Raw genomic sequence first — 16,916 nt, 5'->3', positions numbered from 1 at the left:
AGCTCCTGAAGGGAGCGAAGCAGGATGAGCGAACCTTCGATCTTCTTCTCCGATGTCAACGAGCGGCAGGGATCGTTCCTGCGGCGAACCTTCGTGGTGGGCGGTCTGACGGCCCTGGGCGTCACGGCCCTGACGGTGCGTCTGGCGCAGCTGCAGGTCGTCCAGGCCCAGGAATACGCGACCCTCGCCAGCCAGAACCAGTTCAACTTTCGCCTCGTGCCCCCGCCGCGCGGGCGTATCCTGGACCGGAACGGCGTGGTCATCGCGGGCAACCGGCCCAGCTTCCGGGTCCTGGTCGTGCGCGACGAGACCAAGGATCTGGACCAGACGCTGGACCTGCTCGGACAGCTGCTGCCTGACACCGTGGACCGGCGTCGCGCCATCATCCGCGATGTCAACGCGGCCCCGCGCTTCGCCCCCGTTCCGGTCAAGAGCGACCTGACCTGGGAAGAGTTCGCCAAGGTCAACATCTACGCCAACGAACTGCCGGGCGTGATGGCGGACATGAACGAGGCGCGCTTCTATCCCTATGGCGGATCGTTCGCCCACGTCATCGGCTATGTCGCCAAGGTGTCTGACCGGGACATCGCGGCGGTCCGGGATCGCGGGGAAGAGGTCCCCCAGCTGCTTTACAATCCCGGTTTCCGCATCGGCCGCTCCGGCGTCGAAAGGGCGTTGGACGAAGATCTGCGCGGGGTGGAGGGCGGCAACCGTGTCGAGGTGGACGCGCGCGGGCGGGTCGTGGCCGAGGACGTCGGTGGCTCGCGCCCGGCGACGCCCGGAAAGGACGTCGTCCTGACGCTGGACGCCGACATCCAGAACCGGGCGCTGGAGGTGTTCGGCGAGGAAGCCGGCAGCTGCGTGGTCATGGACGTTCGGAACGGCGACATCCTGGCCATGGTGTCTGCCCCGTCGTTCGATCCGAATCTGTTCGTCTCCGGGGTGCCGGGACCGATCTATCGCGCCTGGGCCGATTACGAGCGGCGCCCGCTGACCGACAAGGCGATCAACGGCGTGTTCGCGCCGGGCTCCACATTCAAGCCGGTCACAGGTCTGGCGGCCTTGATCCGGGGCGCGAACCCGGACCGACGCATTCATTGCGGGGGGGCCTTCTATCTCGGCCGCCGCTTCGCCTGTCACGCCACCCACGGCTCCCAGGACATGCGCGAGGCCATCAAGAACTCGTGCAACGTCTACTTCATGACCCTGGCGGTCGAGGTCGGGCCCGACGCGATCGCCGATGTCGCGCGCACCATGGGGTTCGGTCAGACGTTCGATCTGGGCATCGGAAACCAGAACGCGGGCCTGGTGCCGGATCGGGAGTGGCGTCGCCAAAATCCCGTTCGGGGCGACGGACGCTGGTACCCGGGCGAGACTCCCAGCTACGGCATCGGTCAGGGGGCGCTGACGGTGAACGCGCTTCAGCTGGCGGTCTACACCTCGCGCCTCGCCAACGGGCGAAAGGCGGTTCAACCCCGGCTGATCAAATCGATCGGCGGCGAGGAGCAATCGGTTCCCGGCGGTGATCGGGACCTGCCTTATTCCCCCGAGATGCTGGCCGTCCTGCGCGACGGCATGAACCGCGTGACCGACGTGGGCGGAACCGGCTTCCGTAACAGTCAGCTGGGCCTCGGCGCTGTGCGCATGGCCGGCAAAACCGGGACGGCCCAGACGCGCAACTATGGGTCGGGCGCCCGGCGCTCCAACGTCTGGTCCCAGAAGGACCATAACCTGTTCATCGCCTACGCACCGATCGACAATCCTCGCTACGCGGTGTCGGTGATCGTGCAGCATGGGGGCTTGGGCGGCGGCACGGCCGGTGCTCCGCGCGCTCGCGAGGTGATGCGTGTGGCCCTGCTGAAGGATCCGGAAATCCGGCAGCGGATCGAGCAGTCGGGTTTCGCGGAGACGGAAGATCCCGGCTCTCACGAAGCCAACGCCCTCGGGGCAGCCGAGCCTGCGCAGGTGGACGCTCGACCTGCTCCCGCCGCGTCCACGGGACCGCGCCCCTATCTGTCGGAGCCGCCTGAATGACCGCGTCCGCCCTGACCCGTCCCGGCGAGCGCGACCGCCTGTCGACCAAGATCACCGAGCTGGACTGGCGTCTCGTCGCCCTGCTGTGCGTCGTCGCCTTCACCGGCACGGCCATGCTGTATTCGATCGCGGGCGGCGAATGGCAGCCCTGGGCGATGGATCACCTGACGCGCTTCGGGGCCATGCTGGTGGTCATGCTGGGCCTGGCCATGCTGCACCCCAAGTGGTGGTTCAGGGCGGCCTATCCTCTTTACGCCGTGCTGTTGTTGCTGGTCCTGATGATCGAGTTCACGCCGCTGGGCTATGTGGCCGGGGGCGCCCGGAACTGGCTGAACCTGGGCTTCATCCGGATCCAGCCGGCGGAGTTCATGAAGCTGGGTCTCGTCTTGGCCCTGGCCCGCTGGTACCACAACCAGACCGCCCAGGAGGCCCGGTGGTCGTGGAAGCTGATCATCCCTGTCGCCATGATCGGGGTGCCCTTTCTGCTCGTGGCCAAACAGCCCGACCTCGGCTCGGCCATGATCATCGGGCTGACGGGAGCGGCCGTGATGTTCGTCGCGGGCCTCAGCTGGAAGGTGATCGCCGCCGGGGGCATCGCCGCCGTCGTGACCATTCCACCCTTCGTGATGTTTGGCATGCATGACTATCAGCGCAATCGCGTGCTGACCTTCCTGAGCCCCGAGTCGGATCCGACCGGCACGGGTTACAACATCATCCAGTCCAAGATCGCCCTGGGATCGGGCGGCGTGCTGGGGCGGGGCTATGGCCTCGGCAGCCAGAGCCAGCTGGAGTTCCTGCCGGAGCGCCAGACCGACTTCATCTTCTCGACCGTGGCCGAGGAGTTCGGCTTCGTCGGCTCGTTCGGCCTGCTGGCCTGCTACGTCGCCATCATCCTGATCTCGCTCAGGATCGCCTCGACGGCGCACAGCCATTTCGCGCGGGTGTCGGCGGCCGGCATGACCGCCTTCTTCGCCCTGTTCGTGCTGATCAACGGGGCCATGGTCATGGGTCTGGCGCCGGTCGTGGGCGTGCCGATGCCGCTGCTGTCCTATGGCGGGTCGTCGATGATGACGGTGATGCTGGGCTTCGCGCTCGTGCTGTCGACGCGGGTCCACCGTTATGCCGAACTGCCAAAGGGCTACGGCCTGATCTGACCGTTCCCTATAGGTCGGCCGCCCAGTCGGTGGCTCTGACCAGACTGTCGACGATGCCAGGTTCGGACGAGGCGTGGCCGGCGTCGCGCACCACGTCCAGCCTGGCTTCGGGCAGGGCGCGGTGCAGGGCCCAGGCGCTGGCGATCGGGGTCACGACGTCGAAGCGCCCCTGAGCGATCCAGATCGGAATGTGGCGGATGCGGCCGATGTTCTTCAGCAGCCAGTTCTCCTCGGGGAAGAAGCCGCCGTTGGTGAAATACCAGCATTCGATCCGGGCGAAGGCGAGGGCGAACTCGGGCTCCGCGAACTTCTCGGGTCGGCCGGCCGGGCCCTCGACGCTGACGGTGTCGCCCTCCCAGCTGGACCAGGCCACGGCGCAGCGCTCGCGCTCGGCCGCATCCTCGCCGATCAGGCGACGGTAATAGGCCCCCATCAGATCATGACGCTCATCCTCGGGGATCGGGGCGATAAACCTTTCCCAGGCGTCCGGAAAGATCATCGAGGCTCCGTCCTGGTAGAACCAGTGGAGCTCCTTCTTGGTCAGCAGGAAGATGCCGCGCAGGATCAGGGCTTTCACCCGCTCGGGATGGGTGATCGCATAGGCGAGCGACAGGGTGGAGCCCCACGACCCGCCGAAGACTGTCCACCGGTCGATGCCGCATCGTTCACGCAGGCGCTCGATGTCCTCGATCAGGGTCCAGGTGGTGTTGTCTTCGAGCGAGGCGTTGGGCCGGGATTTGCCGCAGCCACGCTGATCGAACAGGATGATGCGATAGATGGCCGGGTCGAAATACCGGCGCATGGCCGGGTTGACCGCCCCGCCCGGGCCCCCGTGCAACACCAGCACCGGCTGTCCCTGCGGATTGCCGCACTCCTCGAAATAGATCTCGTGGACGCTGTCGGTCTGCATCCAGCCGGACGCGAAGGGTTCGAGCTCGGGATAGAGCTCGCGGCGGGGCGTCTCGGTCACGGGAAAAGCCATGCGGTGTTCGGGACTTCCAGTTAGAAGATCAGTCGTTGACGGAGGATGACCGGAACGCGGCCAGGACGAGGGTCAGCCAGGCGGAGATCATCAGCACTCCGCCGATCGGCGCGACGGCCCCCAGCGTCGGCAGGGACAGCACCCCGATCAGCGACAGGGACAGACAGAAGATCAGACCCCCGAACGTCGCCAGCCAGCCGGCGATGCGGACCAGCCGGGGAGACCCCGGCCATATCGCGCAGACCAGGCCAAGAAGGGCGTGCGCCAGCTGATAGCTTGCCCCGGTCGTCAGCAGCGTCTTGATCTGAGGACCCGCGCCGTGCGCGGCGAAGGCTCCGACGGCCACCGCCATGGCCCCGTTCAGGGCAGCGAAGCCGACGAGCATCCGATTCCCGTTCATTCGCAGACCGTAGCCCACGGAATCTCCGGCGTCTGCTATCGGATCGCCGCATGACGTCCGCGCCCCGCATGGCCTTGCAGTATGTGCTTCTGTTCGCCGCCAACGGCGTCAGCCTGCCGTTCGCCGGGCTGTGGCTGAGCGGGCAGGGGTTCACGGCGGCCCAGATCGGGGGCCTGCTGGCCGCGCCCATGCTGGCCCGACTGGTCACCGGCCCGGTGATCGCGGTGTGGGCCGATGGATTCACCAGGCGGCGCACCGCGATCGCCCTGCTGGGCGGCGTCGCCTGCCTGGCCTACGCGGTCGCGGGTCTGGGCCAGGCGCTTTGGCTTCAGGCTGTGGGCTGGTTCGTGGCGGCGACGGCCATGGCGGCGTTGATCCCGTTGACGGACGTTTTGAACCTTCGGGTCGCCCGTCGCGATGGCTTCAGCTTCGCCGGTCCGAGGGGTTTCGGCTCGGCGGCCTTCGTCACCGCCAATGTGCTGATGGGCGCGGTCCTCAGCACGGGCGAGCTCGACTGGGTCATCATCACCGTGGCCGTCGTGTCCGGCCTGCTCTGCCTGACGGCGGCCACCCTCCTGCCGGGCGAGGCGATCGAACCCGTCGGTCGGGCACGGGATCGGTTCGCCGGCGTGGGCCGACTGCTCGGCGATCGGGTCTTCATGACCGCGCTTGTGGCGATTGGAGCGATCCAGGCCACGCACGGCTTCTACTACGGGTTCTCCGCCATCGCCTGGAAGGCCCAGGGCATCGATGAGCGGACCACGGGCCTGTTGTGGGCCTTCTCGGTGATCGTCGAGATCGGCTTCATGTGGTGGGTCGAGCCTTGGCGACGGAGCCGGGGGATCGGCGCGCTGACGGTGCTGGGTATCGGCGGAGGTGCTGCGGTCGTTCGCTGGACGGCATTGGCCTTCGCGCCCCCGTTGTGGATGCTTTGGCCGCTTCAGGGCCTGCACGCTCTGACATTCGCCGCGACATATCTGGCGGGCGTCCAGATCATCGAGCGGCTGGCCCCGTCGGGTGACCACACGGTGGCCCAGACCCTCAACTCGGTCATGGCGGCAGGGGTGCTGATCGGCCTGGCGACGCTGGCCGCCGGTCCGTTGTATGCGCGTTTCGACAGCCTGGGATATCTGGCGATGACCGGTCTCGCCCTGGTTGGCGTCATCGCCTCCGTCGGGCTGAGGGGCCGGCTCAGCTGAGGCGGGAGCGTGGCAGAGGCGTCAGGTGGCGCGCCATGGCCATGGCGGCGGTCTCGACACCGCGCCGGGCGTCGTGGGCATCGAGGCCATCAGGCGCGCGCAGCAGACCCACGGCGACCGCGTCGGCGTTGTCGGGCAGCGCCGTCAGCAAGCGATAGAGAAGGTAGGACCCGGCGTCGTCCTCGCTGTCGGAGGTGGCGTCCGCGGCGAAGCCGGCGTCTCCCAGGGCGCGGACCATCTCGGCGATCGGGGCCGTCGCCCGGGCCAGGGCCGGACCGGTGTCCGACAGCTTGCGCCCGCCGCCGAGGACGCGGTTCTCAGCGCGCATCTGGATGCGGAAGCGGTCGGCCTTTCGCGTGCGACCGACCAGCAGGATGGCGCGGCAATCGGTGTCGGCCAGGGCACCTGTGATGCGGGTCGCCAGCGCGGCGGGTTCATCCGGACCCAGGGGAACCACGCGGGCGGCGATAGGGCCGGTCGCGGCATCCTCAAGGCCGGGCATCGGCCAGAGCCCGTCCGCCTCATCATAGACGCACACGAGCATCGCGGGCCTGCGATCGGGCTTTTCCTCGGCGAGGGTGTCGAGCATGAAGCCTTGCGAGAGCCGTTGATACGAACCGGGAACCGAGACTGCGATCCCTTGGCTGTCCGTGACAAGGTCGTGACAGCGGGGAGACGGTTGCGGAAAGCGGTCCGTGGCGTCAAGCCAAATCCGACCCGAGCGGAAGCTTTGGCGCGGGAATCCCCTGTCAGGCGAGGTCGCCGATCGCCGCGTCCAACAGCATGAAGGACCGTCCGCTGTCCGTCGCCAGTGCCGCGAGAACGACCGGTTCGCCGTCGCCGGCCTGCTGCGCCAGACGTGCGGCGAACCCCCGCACGAAACGCTCGGCGTCGCCGCGAAGCTCTGGATCGCTGATGACCCGCCGCGACACGCTGCGGACCGCGGCGGGGGCGACGCGACGCACGATCTGCCGTGCCCGGTCCGGATCGCGCGCGGCGAAGGCCTGAGCGGCCTCTTCGACGCGAGAGCGAGGCAGCAGGGCGTTGGGATCGACTCCCATCCGGCGGATGGCCGCCGTGATCCGGTCCGCCAGCGCGGCCGGGTCATCGGGCATCACGGGCGTGTCGAGCTCCAACGGCATCTCCGGACCGGCGTCGTCGACCAGATCGCTCCAGTCCAGACGGTCCGAGGCTGCGGGGGCGGATCGGGTGCCCGGATCGTCGCCGGCCGGGGCCAGTCTGAGGCGTCCCCGCAGACCGAAGCCGCGCTCCTTCTCGGCGGCCGGGCGCTCCGGCGCGACCGGAGGCGGCGGCGTCGTGGGGGTCGACGAAGCCGGGGCCTGAGCCGGTGGTTCGCGCCGCCGGATCGGGGCGGGCTCGCCCGAAACGACGCCCATCAGCCGCACGGCCTCGGTCAGCATGTCGTAGTTGCGCCGCACACGCTCCTGGAAGCCGGCGTCGAGGGCCTCGGTGTCCTCGGCCGCCTTTCTGGACGCCGCGGCCAGGGCGGCCAGCCCTTCCTCGACCGTCGTGCGCACGGCCTCGGCGCGGGCGCGGGCCTCCTCGGGCAGCCGCGAGGCGCGTTCGTCCAGGTCGGCGATGGCGGCATCGACCTCGGCCAGGGCTTCGGTCATGCGGCCCAGGGTGGTCTCCAGCTTCTGGATGGCCTGCTGACCGGCCTCCTCGACCAGTTCGACGGTGTCGGTGACGATCCTGCGAGCCTCGTCGACGCGGGCGTCGGCGGCCTCGTCGGCCTTCTGTGCCGCTTCGAACAGAGCCTCGCCCAGGCGGTCGGCGCGGATCTGGGCCTGTCCGGCCGCCTCGGCGGCGGTCTGACGGCTTTCCTCGGCGGTGGCCATCAGCATGGCGAGCGCGCGCCGCGTCTCTTCGATCAGGGTGTCGCGCGCCTCGGCGGCGAGAGACTCGAACTTGTCCAGCGACAGCTTGGTCGCGGCGTCGAACCCGTCGGCCTCGCGCTGGGACAGCTCGACCAGGGCGCGGAATTGATCCGTGGCGGCTTCCACCAGATCGCGCATGCCCTCGGTCGCACGGGTGGAGGTGGCCCCCAGGTCGCTGGCGGCCGCGCGGGCGGCGGACAGCTGTTCGGTCAGCTGGGCGCGCTGGCTCTCGACCTGGGCCGAGAAATCCTCCTGATCGGTGCGAAGGGCGTAGGCCGCCGTGACCAGGGCCGCGCGCTGCTGGCCCAGACCCTCCTCGACGGACTGGATCTGTTCGGCCACGCCGGTCCCGGCGTTCTCGAGTCGCAGGGTCTGGCGCGCCAGGTCGTCGGCGGCGAGACGGGCGGCGTCCTGGGCCTCACCGGCGGCGGCGGCCAGATCGGCGGCCCGGGCGGCCAGCGCGGCTTCGGCCTCGCGCAGCTGGGTCTGGGCCAGGTCGGAGGCGTCCACGATCAGCCGGGACTGTTTCTCGACCGCGTCGAGCACGCCGGCGGCCTGGGTGTCGAGTCGGCCTCCCAGGGTCGCCATCTCGGTGCGTTCGGCACCCAGTTGCTCGACCAGACGGCGGGCGGTGCGGCCGGCGGTCTCGGCGGCCTCGTTCAGGCGCTGGGTCTCCTGGGCCAGGGCTTCGCGCAGCAAGGCCATGTCATTGCGCGCGCGTTCGGCCGCCAAGGCCGCCTGGTCGATGTCGTTGCGTAGCGTCGACAGAACCTCGCCGGTCTGCTGGGCGGCCAGAGCGGTCGGCGCGACCAGGGCCTCGGCCAGATCGCGCGCGCGCCGGGTCTCGTGCGCCAGGCCCGCGCCCTGGCGCACGGCATGAGCCAGCATGACGGCGAGCCCCGCGGGAGCGAGCGCGATCAGGATGTAGAGGGCGATGCGGAGCGGATCGAGGGCGACGTTGCCGGCCCCGACCTCATAAGCCGCCCAGGCGGCGACACCGCCGACCCAGAGAGAGGCCGCGGCCCCCGCGATCAGATAGGTCCGGCCCGATGACGGCGGGCTCGGCGTCGGCTGCGAGGTGGCGGCCACGGGCGCCGGGGTCGGGGTGATCGTGGCGGGCGGGGCGTCCGCGCTGGTCGTGAAGGTCAGGGCGCCGGTGTGGTTGTCCGTTCGATCGCGGTCCTCGGCCGGGGCGCGCGCGGGTTCGACCGCCACCAAGGGCGTGTCCGCCGCCACGGCCTCGCGTTTGCGTTGCTCTTCCAGCCGCCGACGACGGCGCTCTGACATCGGCCTGGGTTCATCCGTGGCATCCGTCTCGATCGGCGCGATCGGTGTCTCGCCTTCGACCGGAGCCGGGGCCGAGGTATCGGCGACATCCGGGTCGGTCAGGGTCAGAGGCGGCCGTTGGCGGGACTTCATGTGACGCGTATCTCGGATGGACTGACGCCGCGCATGTGCGCGAGGTGATCCGACCCTAACGGCTAAGGCCCTGTCCCGAAAGGCGGCAGGCGCGATTCAGCCGGGGAGACTCAGCAGGCCGGCGGCGTGTCCGATGTCATCGATATCGAGGCGTTCGGCGTGCAATCGACGACGCGATGAACCTCGCGCTCAGGCTCAGCGGCACGGTCGAGGGACACGCCGAACTGGGCCAGGGCGGCCGTCGCCAACATCACGATGAAGCCGACGAGCAGTTGGATGAGCGCCTGCAACTGTTTCGTCCCCCGATCGAAGGGGCCTTATGCCCGATTTCGACGAACCGGACAATGCAGGGTGGCAGGCTCGATTGACCCCCGGCGGGGGGCGTGGAACGGATGGTCGTTCCGGGCGTCTTGGTTCAGCCGGAACGCGACCCACGATACCGGACGGGGACAGACGAGCCATGGACACTGAGGGAGCACCGGGCGTGGCGCTCGATGCGCGTGAGTTGCTGGTGCCAGGCCACACCTGCTGGCGGGTGGAGACCGCCGGTCGCCTTGCCGTGCTGATGGAAAACGAGGCCTATTTCGACGCCTTGGCCTCGGCGTTATCGAAGGCTCGCCGATCGGTCGTGGTTCTTGGGTGGCAGTTCGATCCCCGCACCCGTCTGGATCCCGAGACCCGCCCCGGCGACCGTCAGGCGGAGATTGGCCATCAGCTGCGCATGATGGTCAAGACCCGGCCCGAGCTGGACGTGCGCCTGCTCATCTGGAAATCGCCCCTGCTGATCGCGGCGTCTCAGGGCTTCTATCCGCACCGGGCGCAAGCCTGGTTCCGCAAGCGGATGGTGGAGTTCCGGCTCGATCAGCCGGGTCCCCTCGGTGCCTGCCATCACCAGAAGGCGATCATCGTCGACGACGCCGTGGCCTTCTGTGGCGGCGGGGACATTTCGGTCGACCGTTGGGATTCAGAGGCGCACCGCGACGACGACCTGCGCCGGGCCCAGCCCTCGGGCGTCATCTCGCCACCCCGGCACGAGACCATGTGCGTGATGGACGGGCTTGCCGCCCGGGCCCTGGGCGATCTGGCGCGGGAGCGGTGGTTCAAGGCGACCTGGGAGAGGACCTTGCCCGATCCCGAAGGTTTCGATCCGTGGCCGGACGGGGTCGAGCCCGACTTCCACGACGTGCCCGTCGGCATCGCCCGGACCGAGCCGCGCCATGGTGGCCGGGCCGAAGTCCGCGAGAATGAACGTCTGCACGTCGAGGCGATCCGGCGTGCGAAACGGCTCATCTATATGGAGAACCAGTATTTCACCTCGCCCGTGATCGCGGCCGCCCTGGCCGAGCGGCTGGACGAGGACGACGGGCCCGAGGTGGTGCTGGTCTCGACCGGCCGCAGCCCCAGCTGGTTCGACAGCATAACCATGGACACCGCCCGCGCCGAGGTCCTGTTCCGACTGGAGAGCGCGGACCGGCACGATCGGTTCTTCGCCTTCAGCCCGAATACGGCCAAGGGGCAGCGGATCATCGTCCATGCCAAGGTCACGATCGTGGATGATCGGCTGCTGCGGATCGGGTCGACGAACCTGAACAACCGGTCTTTGGGCATGGACACCGAATGCGATGTCGCCGTTGCGCCGGCGACGGAGGACGGGCAGGCGGCGGTGCGAAGGTTTCGCCACCGGACGATCGGACATTTCATCGGCGTCACAGCGGACGAGTTCGAAGCCGCCGAAGCCGTTCTGGGATCGACCGGCAAGGCCATGCGGGGGTTTGACACCGGGCGGCTCACGCCCCTGGGCGCCGAGCCGCCGACCTGGATCGAGCGGACCATCGCGGAGTTTCAGATCGGCGACCCGACGTCGCCCGCCGACGCCTGGCGTCCGTGGAAGCGGCGCAACCGCTCGCAGCGGATTCAGGACCCGGCCTGAACCTCGAAATCGACCACCAGGGGCAGATGGTCCGACGCCATGCGCGACAGGGGCGAGAAGGGGGCTTGCACGCGGGTGATCCGAATGTCGGGCGTGACGAAGACGTGGTCGATGCGGATGGCGGGAAAGCCGGAGGGAAAGGTCTTCAGCGAGGGTCGTTGTCCGATCTGGCGCTGACAGTCGGCGAGGCGGCGCGCGATCGTCTGATAGGGACGGGTGATCGATGTGGCGTTGAAGTCTCCGGCCAACAGGGTCGGGCCGGCGCACTCCGGATGTCCCAGCCACTCGCGGCCGACCAGCGCCGCCGCCTGCAGCCGCTGTTCCCGGGGCACCAGGCCGAGGTGGGTGTTGAGGACGTTGAGCGCGACACCCGCGACGTCGATGCGCAGCCACAGGGCCCCTCGCGGCTCGATTCCGGGAATGCCCCGCGCGGTCGGGAGCGGTCCTGCCTTGACCAGCCGCTCTGGCCAGGAAGTCAGGATGGCGTCGCCATACTCCTCGGCCTCGACCCGCATGGCGGGGTGGAAGCGGACCGACATCGACAGCCGGTCGGCGATGGCCTGGGCCTGATCGACGCCGCCGGTCCGGGCGCGACCTACGTCTAGTTCTTGGAGGCAGACGATGTCGGGCTCGTGCTCTGAGATAACGGCGGCGATCCGGTCGACGTCCAGCCGACGGTCGACCCCGACGCAGCGATGCACATTGTAGGTGAGAAGGCGCACGGTCGTTCGGCTAAGCCATTTGACGCCGGTTGGCGACCCGCGTCCTCAGATTTCGACGAGCCGGTCGGCGATCTCGTTGGGATTGCGGGGCCGGGGCGGGAAATGTTCCGCGAGCACCGCACCGACCATGCCGATCGCGGCTTCGAAACCTTCGGCGGGCCGATCGTCCTTGAGGGATGACGTCAGCGCCTCGACGGCGTCCACCCAGACGGACTGGTCGACGCGGGCGTGGATACCCTTGTCCGCGATGACCTCGACCCGGTGATCGTCGAGCGCCGCGAAGATCAGCACGCCGGTCCGCTCCTCGGTGACGTGCAGGCCGTGAGCCAGGAACTGGTGCAGCGCCGCCCGCCGAACCCTGTCGCGCCGGACGCTTTTCGGCGTTGTGACCCGGCGAAGGGGCGGCAGTCGCAGCGCGGCATAGACCATGACGAAGACGGCGGCCTGGATCAGGGCATAGGCCGCGAGGGCCTGGCTGATCTCGGTGCCCCGCGCCGACAGATGGGCGGCGTCCCAGCCGCTGGCCATGCCCGGGATCCACGCGGGCTCGAACCCGAAGGGGATCAGGGCGAGTGGGAGCAGGAAGGCCGCCGCCGCCGCCCACAACAGGCCGATGTCCCGGTAGGTCGAGACTTCCTTGGCCAGGACGCAGAAGATTTCGCCGGACGTCTTCGCCTCCGCCGCCCGAATGGCGGCGGTGATGCGGTCGTGATCGGCCTTCGAGATGCGCTTCACCATCCGCCCGACGCGCCTCCGCCGCCGAAACTGCCGCCGCCGCCCGAGAAGCCGCCGAAGCTGGAGCCACCGCTGGAACCGCCTCGGCCGACGCTGCTCAGGATTTCGGCAGCGCCCCACACCAGAATGGGGTCGATGCCGCCCTTGCGCCCTCGCCGCCGCCGCCCGCCGCCCGCGGACCGCATCATGTTGATGAACAGCAGGATGAAGATCACCGCGATAATGATCGCAGGCATGACGGGGATTTCCGACTCGGTGGGCTCGGCGGCCGCCGCCCGGGCCTGGGCCTCCGCGGGATCGAGCCTCAGCTGGGTGTCGATGGCGTCGACCCCGGCGGTGATGCCGCGCTCGTAGCCGCCCTCGCGAAAGGGCGGCAGGATGTCGGTCTGGATGATCTGGTTGGACAGGGCGTCGGTCAGGACGGGCTCGAGACCGTACCCGACTTCGATGCGGACCTTGCGTTCGTTCGGCGCGACGATCAGCAGGACGCCGCTGTCGGTCTCGGCCGCCCCGATGCCCCAGGCGCGACCCAGCTGATAGCCGTAATCCTCGATCTCGTAGTCGTGAAGGCTGTTGACCGTGACCACGACCAGTTGGTCGCCGGTGGCGGCCTCCAGCGCCTCCAGCTTCGCGGTGATCTCGGCTTCCTTCGGGGCCGACAGCAGGCGCGCTTCATCGACGACGCGGCCGGTCAGGGCGGGGAAGGCCGGTTGGGCGATCGTCTGCGTCGTCGCGGCCAGGCAGGACACCAGACCGACCAGCAGAATGACCATGAGCCTGTTGGCCGTCCTGATCATCGTCGTAGACGTCACTGGGCGGGCGGCGTCGATCCGGGCGCGACGGGTTGAGCAGATCCACCCGGAGCGGGGGCGGGGGCCCCGTTCAGATTGAACTCCACGCGTGGCGCGCTCTGGGCCTCGTCGGTGGCGTTGAACAGCTGCATCGGCTCCTCGCCCGAGAAGACGGTGTTGGCCCAGATCACGGTCGGGAAGGTCCGCAGTGAGGTGTTGTAGGCGCGAACGGCCTCGTTGTAGTCGCGCCGTGAAATGGTGATGCGGTTCTCTGTCCCCTCCAGTTGGGACTGGAGGTTCAGGAAATTTTCGTTGGCGCGCAGCTGCGGATAGGCCTCGACCAGCACGCCCAGCGAACGCACCCCGGCAGTGACCCGGCCCTGCGCGTTCACGAAGGCCTGGACGGCGGCCGGGTCGCTGAGCTGTTCGGTGGTCAGGGGGGTGGAGACGGCCGCGTTGCGCGCCTCGATCACCTCGGTGAGCGTGGTCCGCTCCTGGATCCCGGCGGCCTGGACGGTGGCGACCAGGTTCGGAATCAGGTCGGCGCGGCGCTGATACTGGCTCTGGACGTCTGCCCAGGCCGCCTCGGCGCGCTCCTGCTTGGTCGGAATGTCATTGTAGCCGCAGGCGGCGACGCTCTGGGCGGCGATCAGCACGCCGATCGTGGCGACGAAACGAAACGGACTGCGAGCCATGGACCCCTCCTGAATCGCCGGATCGTCGGCGTCCGGCGAGACTATCAGCGCAACGTGACGAAGCTTCAAGCGTCGAACGGCTCGGACTCCACGCCCGCCGCGCGGCAGGCGGCGCTGTAAGTGTTGGCCAACAGGCAGGCGATGGTCATGGGGCCCACGCCGCCTGGCACGGGCGTGATGGCTCCGGCGACGGCGGCGGCCTCGGCCAAGGCCACGTCGCCGACGATGCGCGTCCTGCCCTCGGCCGCCTTGACCGGATCGGCGGAAGGGACGCGGTTGATGCCGACGTCGATCACCGTCGCGCCCGGCTTGATCCAGTCGCCGCGGATCATCTCCGGGCGTCCGACCGCGGCCACCAGGATGTCGGCGCTCCGGCAGAGCGCGGGCAGGTCGCGGCTGCGGGAATGGGCGACGGTGACGGTGCAGTTCTCGGCCAGAAGCAGTTGAGCCATCGGCTTGCCGACGATGTTGGACCGCCCGACGATGACGGCGTTCAGGCCCGAAAGATCACCCAGGGTTTGCCGCAGCAACATGATCGACCCCAGGGGCGTGCAGGGCACAAGCCCCGGCAGTCCGACCGCCAGCCGGCCGGCGTTCACGACGTGAAAGCCATCGACGTCCTTGTCCGGATCGATGGCGGCCAGCACGGCCGCCGCGTCGATGTGGGCGGGCAGGGGGAGTTGCACGAGGATGCCGTGAATTCCCGGATCGGCGTTCAGGCTCGCGATCAGGGCCAGGAGGTCGGCCTGGGTCGTGGTGTCGGCCAGCCGATGAGTGTCCGACCGCATGCCGGCGCGGGCGGTGGTCTCGCCCTTGTTGCGCACATAGATCTGGCTGGCGGGGTCCTCGCCGACGATGACGACCGCCAGACCGGGGCGGACCCCGTGGGTTTGCTCCAGCCTTGCGCTGGCCTCGGCTATCCGCTCGACCAGACCGGCCGCGAAGGCCTTGCCGTCGATCAGCGTCGCACGCGCGTCGGTGTGGGCCACGGGCGGCTCCGTCTCGTCAGAATCCGAAGGGTCGGTGGCGATTTACAGGCGTCACGGATCGGCGTCTATGATCGCCTCGCAAACCGGGGGAAAACCAATGCGCCGCTCGACCTTAGCCATCACCGCCAGCGCGCTCGCGCTTCTTGCCGGCGCGAGCCAGGCCGCCGCCCAGCAGGCGACGCCGCTGGCTCTGGGTCAGGAGGTTTCCGGATCCCTGACGCCCGACGATGCTCAGGTCGATGATGCCGACATGGGTCAGTACATCTATGATCTGTACGAAATTCAGGCACGGGATGGGCAGCGGCTTGAGTTCACGATGCGCTCGGAGGCGTTCGACAGCTATCTGGAGCTGCTGGCGCAGGGCAGCGAGGAGGTGCTGGCGTCCGACGACGATGGTTTGGGCGAAGGGCTTCATTCCCGCCTTCGGTTCAATATCGACGGCGACGCCACCTATGTGCTGCGGGCGCGCAACCTGGGCGGCCTGGAGGGCGGAGACTATCAACTGAAGGTCGTCGACCGGGGTCCTGCGCCGCCCGCGCCGCGCCCGACGGCGATCCGGCTGGGCACGCCGATCCAGGGTGAAATCACCGACGCCGATCCGGAAGAGGAAGGCGTCGATCAGTGGTCGGCCTATCTCTATGACGCCTACAGCTTCACGGCGCGGGAAGGCGACCGGATCGCCGTCACCATGGAAAGCGAGGCTTTCGATCCGATCGTCCGGGTCGGCGGCATGGCTTTGAGCGGCGGTTTCGAGGAACTGGCGTCCAACGACGACAGCCCGGCGGGTGGCCTCAACTCCTATCTGGTGTTCACCGCCCCGGCGGATGGCGAGTATCTGGTTCGCGCGGCGCCCCTGGGGGGAAGCCAGACGGGGGCCTATACCGTCGCCATCGCCGAAGGTCCGCCGCCGATGACGACCCAGGCGATCGCGTTCGGCGAGACGGTCGAGGGGGCTTTGTCCGACGAGGACGGCTCCAATGCCGGTGGCCAGAAGGCCGATGCCTACACCTTCCAGGGACGCGCCGGACAGCGGGTCGTCGCGACCATGAGTTCGGACGACTTCGACACCTATCTGGACCTCTACGCTGGCGAGGGCGGGGGGCGCTATATCGTCGATTCGGACGACGACGGCGCGGGAGAGGGGACGAACTCGCGTCTGACCTACACCCTGACCGAGGACGGCGAGTACACTCTGGAAGCCCGGGCTTTCAGCGAGGACGGAGCGGGTGATTATTCCCTCGCCCTGACCGAGGCCGCGCCCGATCCGGAACCTATGCCCCTTGCGTTCGGCCGGACGATCCAGGGCGAGATCGCCGACGGCGATCCTCGCGACGACGACAACCGCGGCTTCGACGCCTTCCGCATCGCCGGAACCCAGGGCAACCGGATCCAGGTCATCATGCGCTCTGGCGATTTCGACACCTACCTGCAGATCGGGAGCCCGGAGGGTGACTTCTATGCTCTGACCAGCGACGACGACGGCTTGGGGGAGGGCACGGATTCGCGCCTGAACTACACCCTGCCGTCGACCGGGGACTTCATCCTGCGGGCTTCGCCTCTCTATGCCGACGCCGACGGTCTGTACTCACTGGAACTCATCGACCGGGGTCCGCAACCCATGCCCGGCAGCATACTGGTCGGAGCGACGGCGCGTGGCACCCTGGCCGAAGACGACGGGATCGCCGAGGACGGGGCCTTCTACGACGCCTATCGCATCTCGGTGAAGGAGGGCGACAAGCTGCGCCTGACGATGGTCTCCAATGAGTTCGACGCCTACCTCGACATCGGTCGCGAGGATGAAGGCGGCGTCTTCACCAGCGTGGCGGCCGACGACGACGGCCTGTCGGACACCCATGCCAAGGTCGATTGGTCGGTCGAGGAAGAGGGCGACTACATCATCCGCGCCCGCAGCTTCGGCACGGGTCAATCGGGCGCCTACTCGCTGACGATCGAACCCCGGGAATAGAC

The 16,916-nt window shown here is 68.7% G+C and carries 15 protein-coding genes; 5 read left to right on the top strand and 10 right to left on the bottom strand.

All coding sequences use genetic code 11. From position 1 onward, the window contains the following. Positions 1–24: 24 nt before the first annotated feature. On the top strand, positions 25–2,034 hold the full coding sequence (gene mrdA / locus ABN401_RS11375; RefSeq protein WP_349684966.1) for a penicillin-binding protein 2: 2,010 nt from the start codon (positions 25–27) through the stop codon (positions 2,032–2,034). Then, a complete protein-coding gene (gene rodA / locus ABN401_RS11370; protein ID WP_349684965.1) occupies positions 2,031–3,188 on the top strand; it encodes a rod shape-determining protein RodA in 1,158 nt (385 codons plus the stop codon). Before mrdA ends, rodA begins: the two co-directional genes overlap by 4 nt. A gap of 7 nt (positions 3,189–3,195) precedes the next feature. Here rodA and pip read toward each other — a convergent pair whose 3' ends face one another. Next, positions 3,196–4,170, bottom strand: a complete 975-nt coding sequence (pip, locus tag ABN401_RS11365; protein WP_349684964.1) for a prolyl aminopeptidase — start codon at positions 4,168–4,170, stop codon at positions 3,196–3,198. Between the two features lie 28 nt (positions 4,171–4,198). After that, complete coding sequence (locus ABN401_RS11360) at positions 4,199–4,588, bottom strand: DUF423 domain-containing protein (RefSeq protein ID WP_349684963.1); 390 nt, start codon at positions 4,586–4,588, stop codon at positions 4,199–4,201. A 32-nt stretch (positions 4,589–4,620) separates the two neighbouring features. On the opposite strand from ABN401_RS11360, the gene ABN401_RS11355 reads away from it, so the two are divergent. Beyond that, positions 4,621–5,769, top strand: coding sequence for an MFS transporter (locus ABN401_RS11355; RefSeq protein ID WP_349684962.1), 1,149 nt, complete (start codon positions 4,621–4,623; stop codon positions 5,767–5,769). Here ABN401_RS11355 and ABN401_RS11350 read toward each other — a convergent pair. From ABN401_RS11350 to ABN401_RS11340, 3 genes are all read right to left on the bottom strand, one after another. After that, complete coding sequence (locus tag ABN401_RS11350) at positions 5,762–6,358, bottom strand: C15 family peptidase (RefSeq protein ID WP_349684961.1); 597 nt, start codon at positions 6,356–6,358, stop codon at positions 5,762–5,764. The two genes, ABN401_RS11355 and ABN401_RS11350, sit on opposite strands and share 8 nt — an antisense overlap. 160 nt (positions 6,359–6,518) lie before the next feature. Beyond that, entirely contained in the window at positions 6,519–9,086 is a 2,568-nt protein-coding gene (locus tag ABN401_RS11345) for a coiled-coil domain-containing protein (protein WP_349684960.1), read from the bottom strand. Positions 9,087–9,196: 110 nt separating this feature from the next. Then, a complete protein-coding gene (locus ABN401_RS11340) occupies positions 9,197–9,376 on the bottom strand; it encodes a hypothetical protein (protein WP_349684959.1) in 180 nt (59 codons plus the stop codon). Positions 9,377–9,546: 170 nt separating this feature from the next. Between ABN401_RS11340 and ABN401_RS11335 the strand changes: the two genes are divergently transcribed. Beyond that, the gene (locus ABN401_RS11335) at positions 9,547–11,016 is read left to right on the top strand and encodes a phospholipase D-like domain-containing protein (protein ID WP_349684958.1); all 1,470 of its coding nucleotides are present in this window, start codon (positions 9,547–9,549) and stop codon (positions 11,014–11,016) included. Here the strand turns inward: ABN401_RS11335 and ABN401_RS11330 are convergent. The 5 genes from ABN401_RS11330 to folD form a co-directional block, all read right to left on the bottom strand. Beyond that, positions 11,001–11,738, bottom strand: a complete 738-nt coding sequence (locus tag ABN401_RS11330; protein ID WP_349684957.1) for an endonuclease/exonuclease/phosphatase family protein — start codon at positions 11,736–11,738, stop codon at positions 11,001–11,003. The genes ABN401_RS11335 and ABN401_RS11330 overlap by 16 nt on opposite strands. 45 nt (positions 11,739–11,783) lie before the next feature. Beyond that, entirely contained in the window at positions 11,784–12,476 is a 693-nt protein-coding gene (locus ABN401_RS11325) for a TPM domain-containing protein (RefSeq protein WP_349684956.1), read from the bottom strand. Continuing rightward, positions 12,470–13,246, bottom strand: coding sequence for a TPM domain-containing protein (locus ABN401_RS11320; protein ID WP_349684955.1), 777 nt, complete (start codon positions 13,244–13,246; stop codon positions 12,470–12,472). Before ABN401_RS11320 ends, ABN401_RS11325 begins: the two co-directional genes overlap by 7 nt. A 35-nt stretch (positions 13,247–13,281) precedes the next feature. Beyond that, complete coding sequence (locus ABN401_RS11315) at positions 13,282–13,959, bottom strand: LemA family protein (protein WP_349684954.1); 678 nt, start codon at positions 13,957–13,959, stop codon at positions 13,282–13,284. Positions 13,960–14,024: 65 nt separating this feature from the next. Beyond that, positions 14,025–14,948: a bifunctional methylenetetrahydrofolate dehydrogenase/methenyltetrahydrofolate cyclohydrolase FolD gene (folD, locus tag ABN401_RS11310; protein ID WP_349684953.1), complete on the bottom strand. Its 924-nt coding sequence runs from the start codon at positions 14,946–14,948 to the stop codon at positions 14,025–14,027. A 97-nt stretch (positions 14,949–15,045) separates the two neighbouring features. On the opposite strand from folD, the gene ABN401_RS11305 reads away from it, so the two are divergent. Beyond that, positions 15,046–16,914 (top strand): PPC domain-containing protein, encoded by a 1,869-nt coding sequence (locus ABN401_RS11305; RefSeq protein ID WP_349684952.1) that lies wholly within the window; start codon positions 15,046–15,048, stop codon positions 16,912–16,914. Positions 16,915–16,916: the final 2 nt, after the last annotated feature.

The sequence above is a fragment of the Brevundimonas aurifodinae genome (genome assembly GCF_040195595.1).
GTDB lineage: Bacteria > Pseudomonadota > Alphaproteobacteria > Caulobacterales > Caulobacteraceae > Brevundimonas > Brevundimonas aurifodinae.
This window is presented reverse-complemented; position numbering and strand designations above follow the sequence as displayed.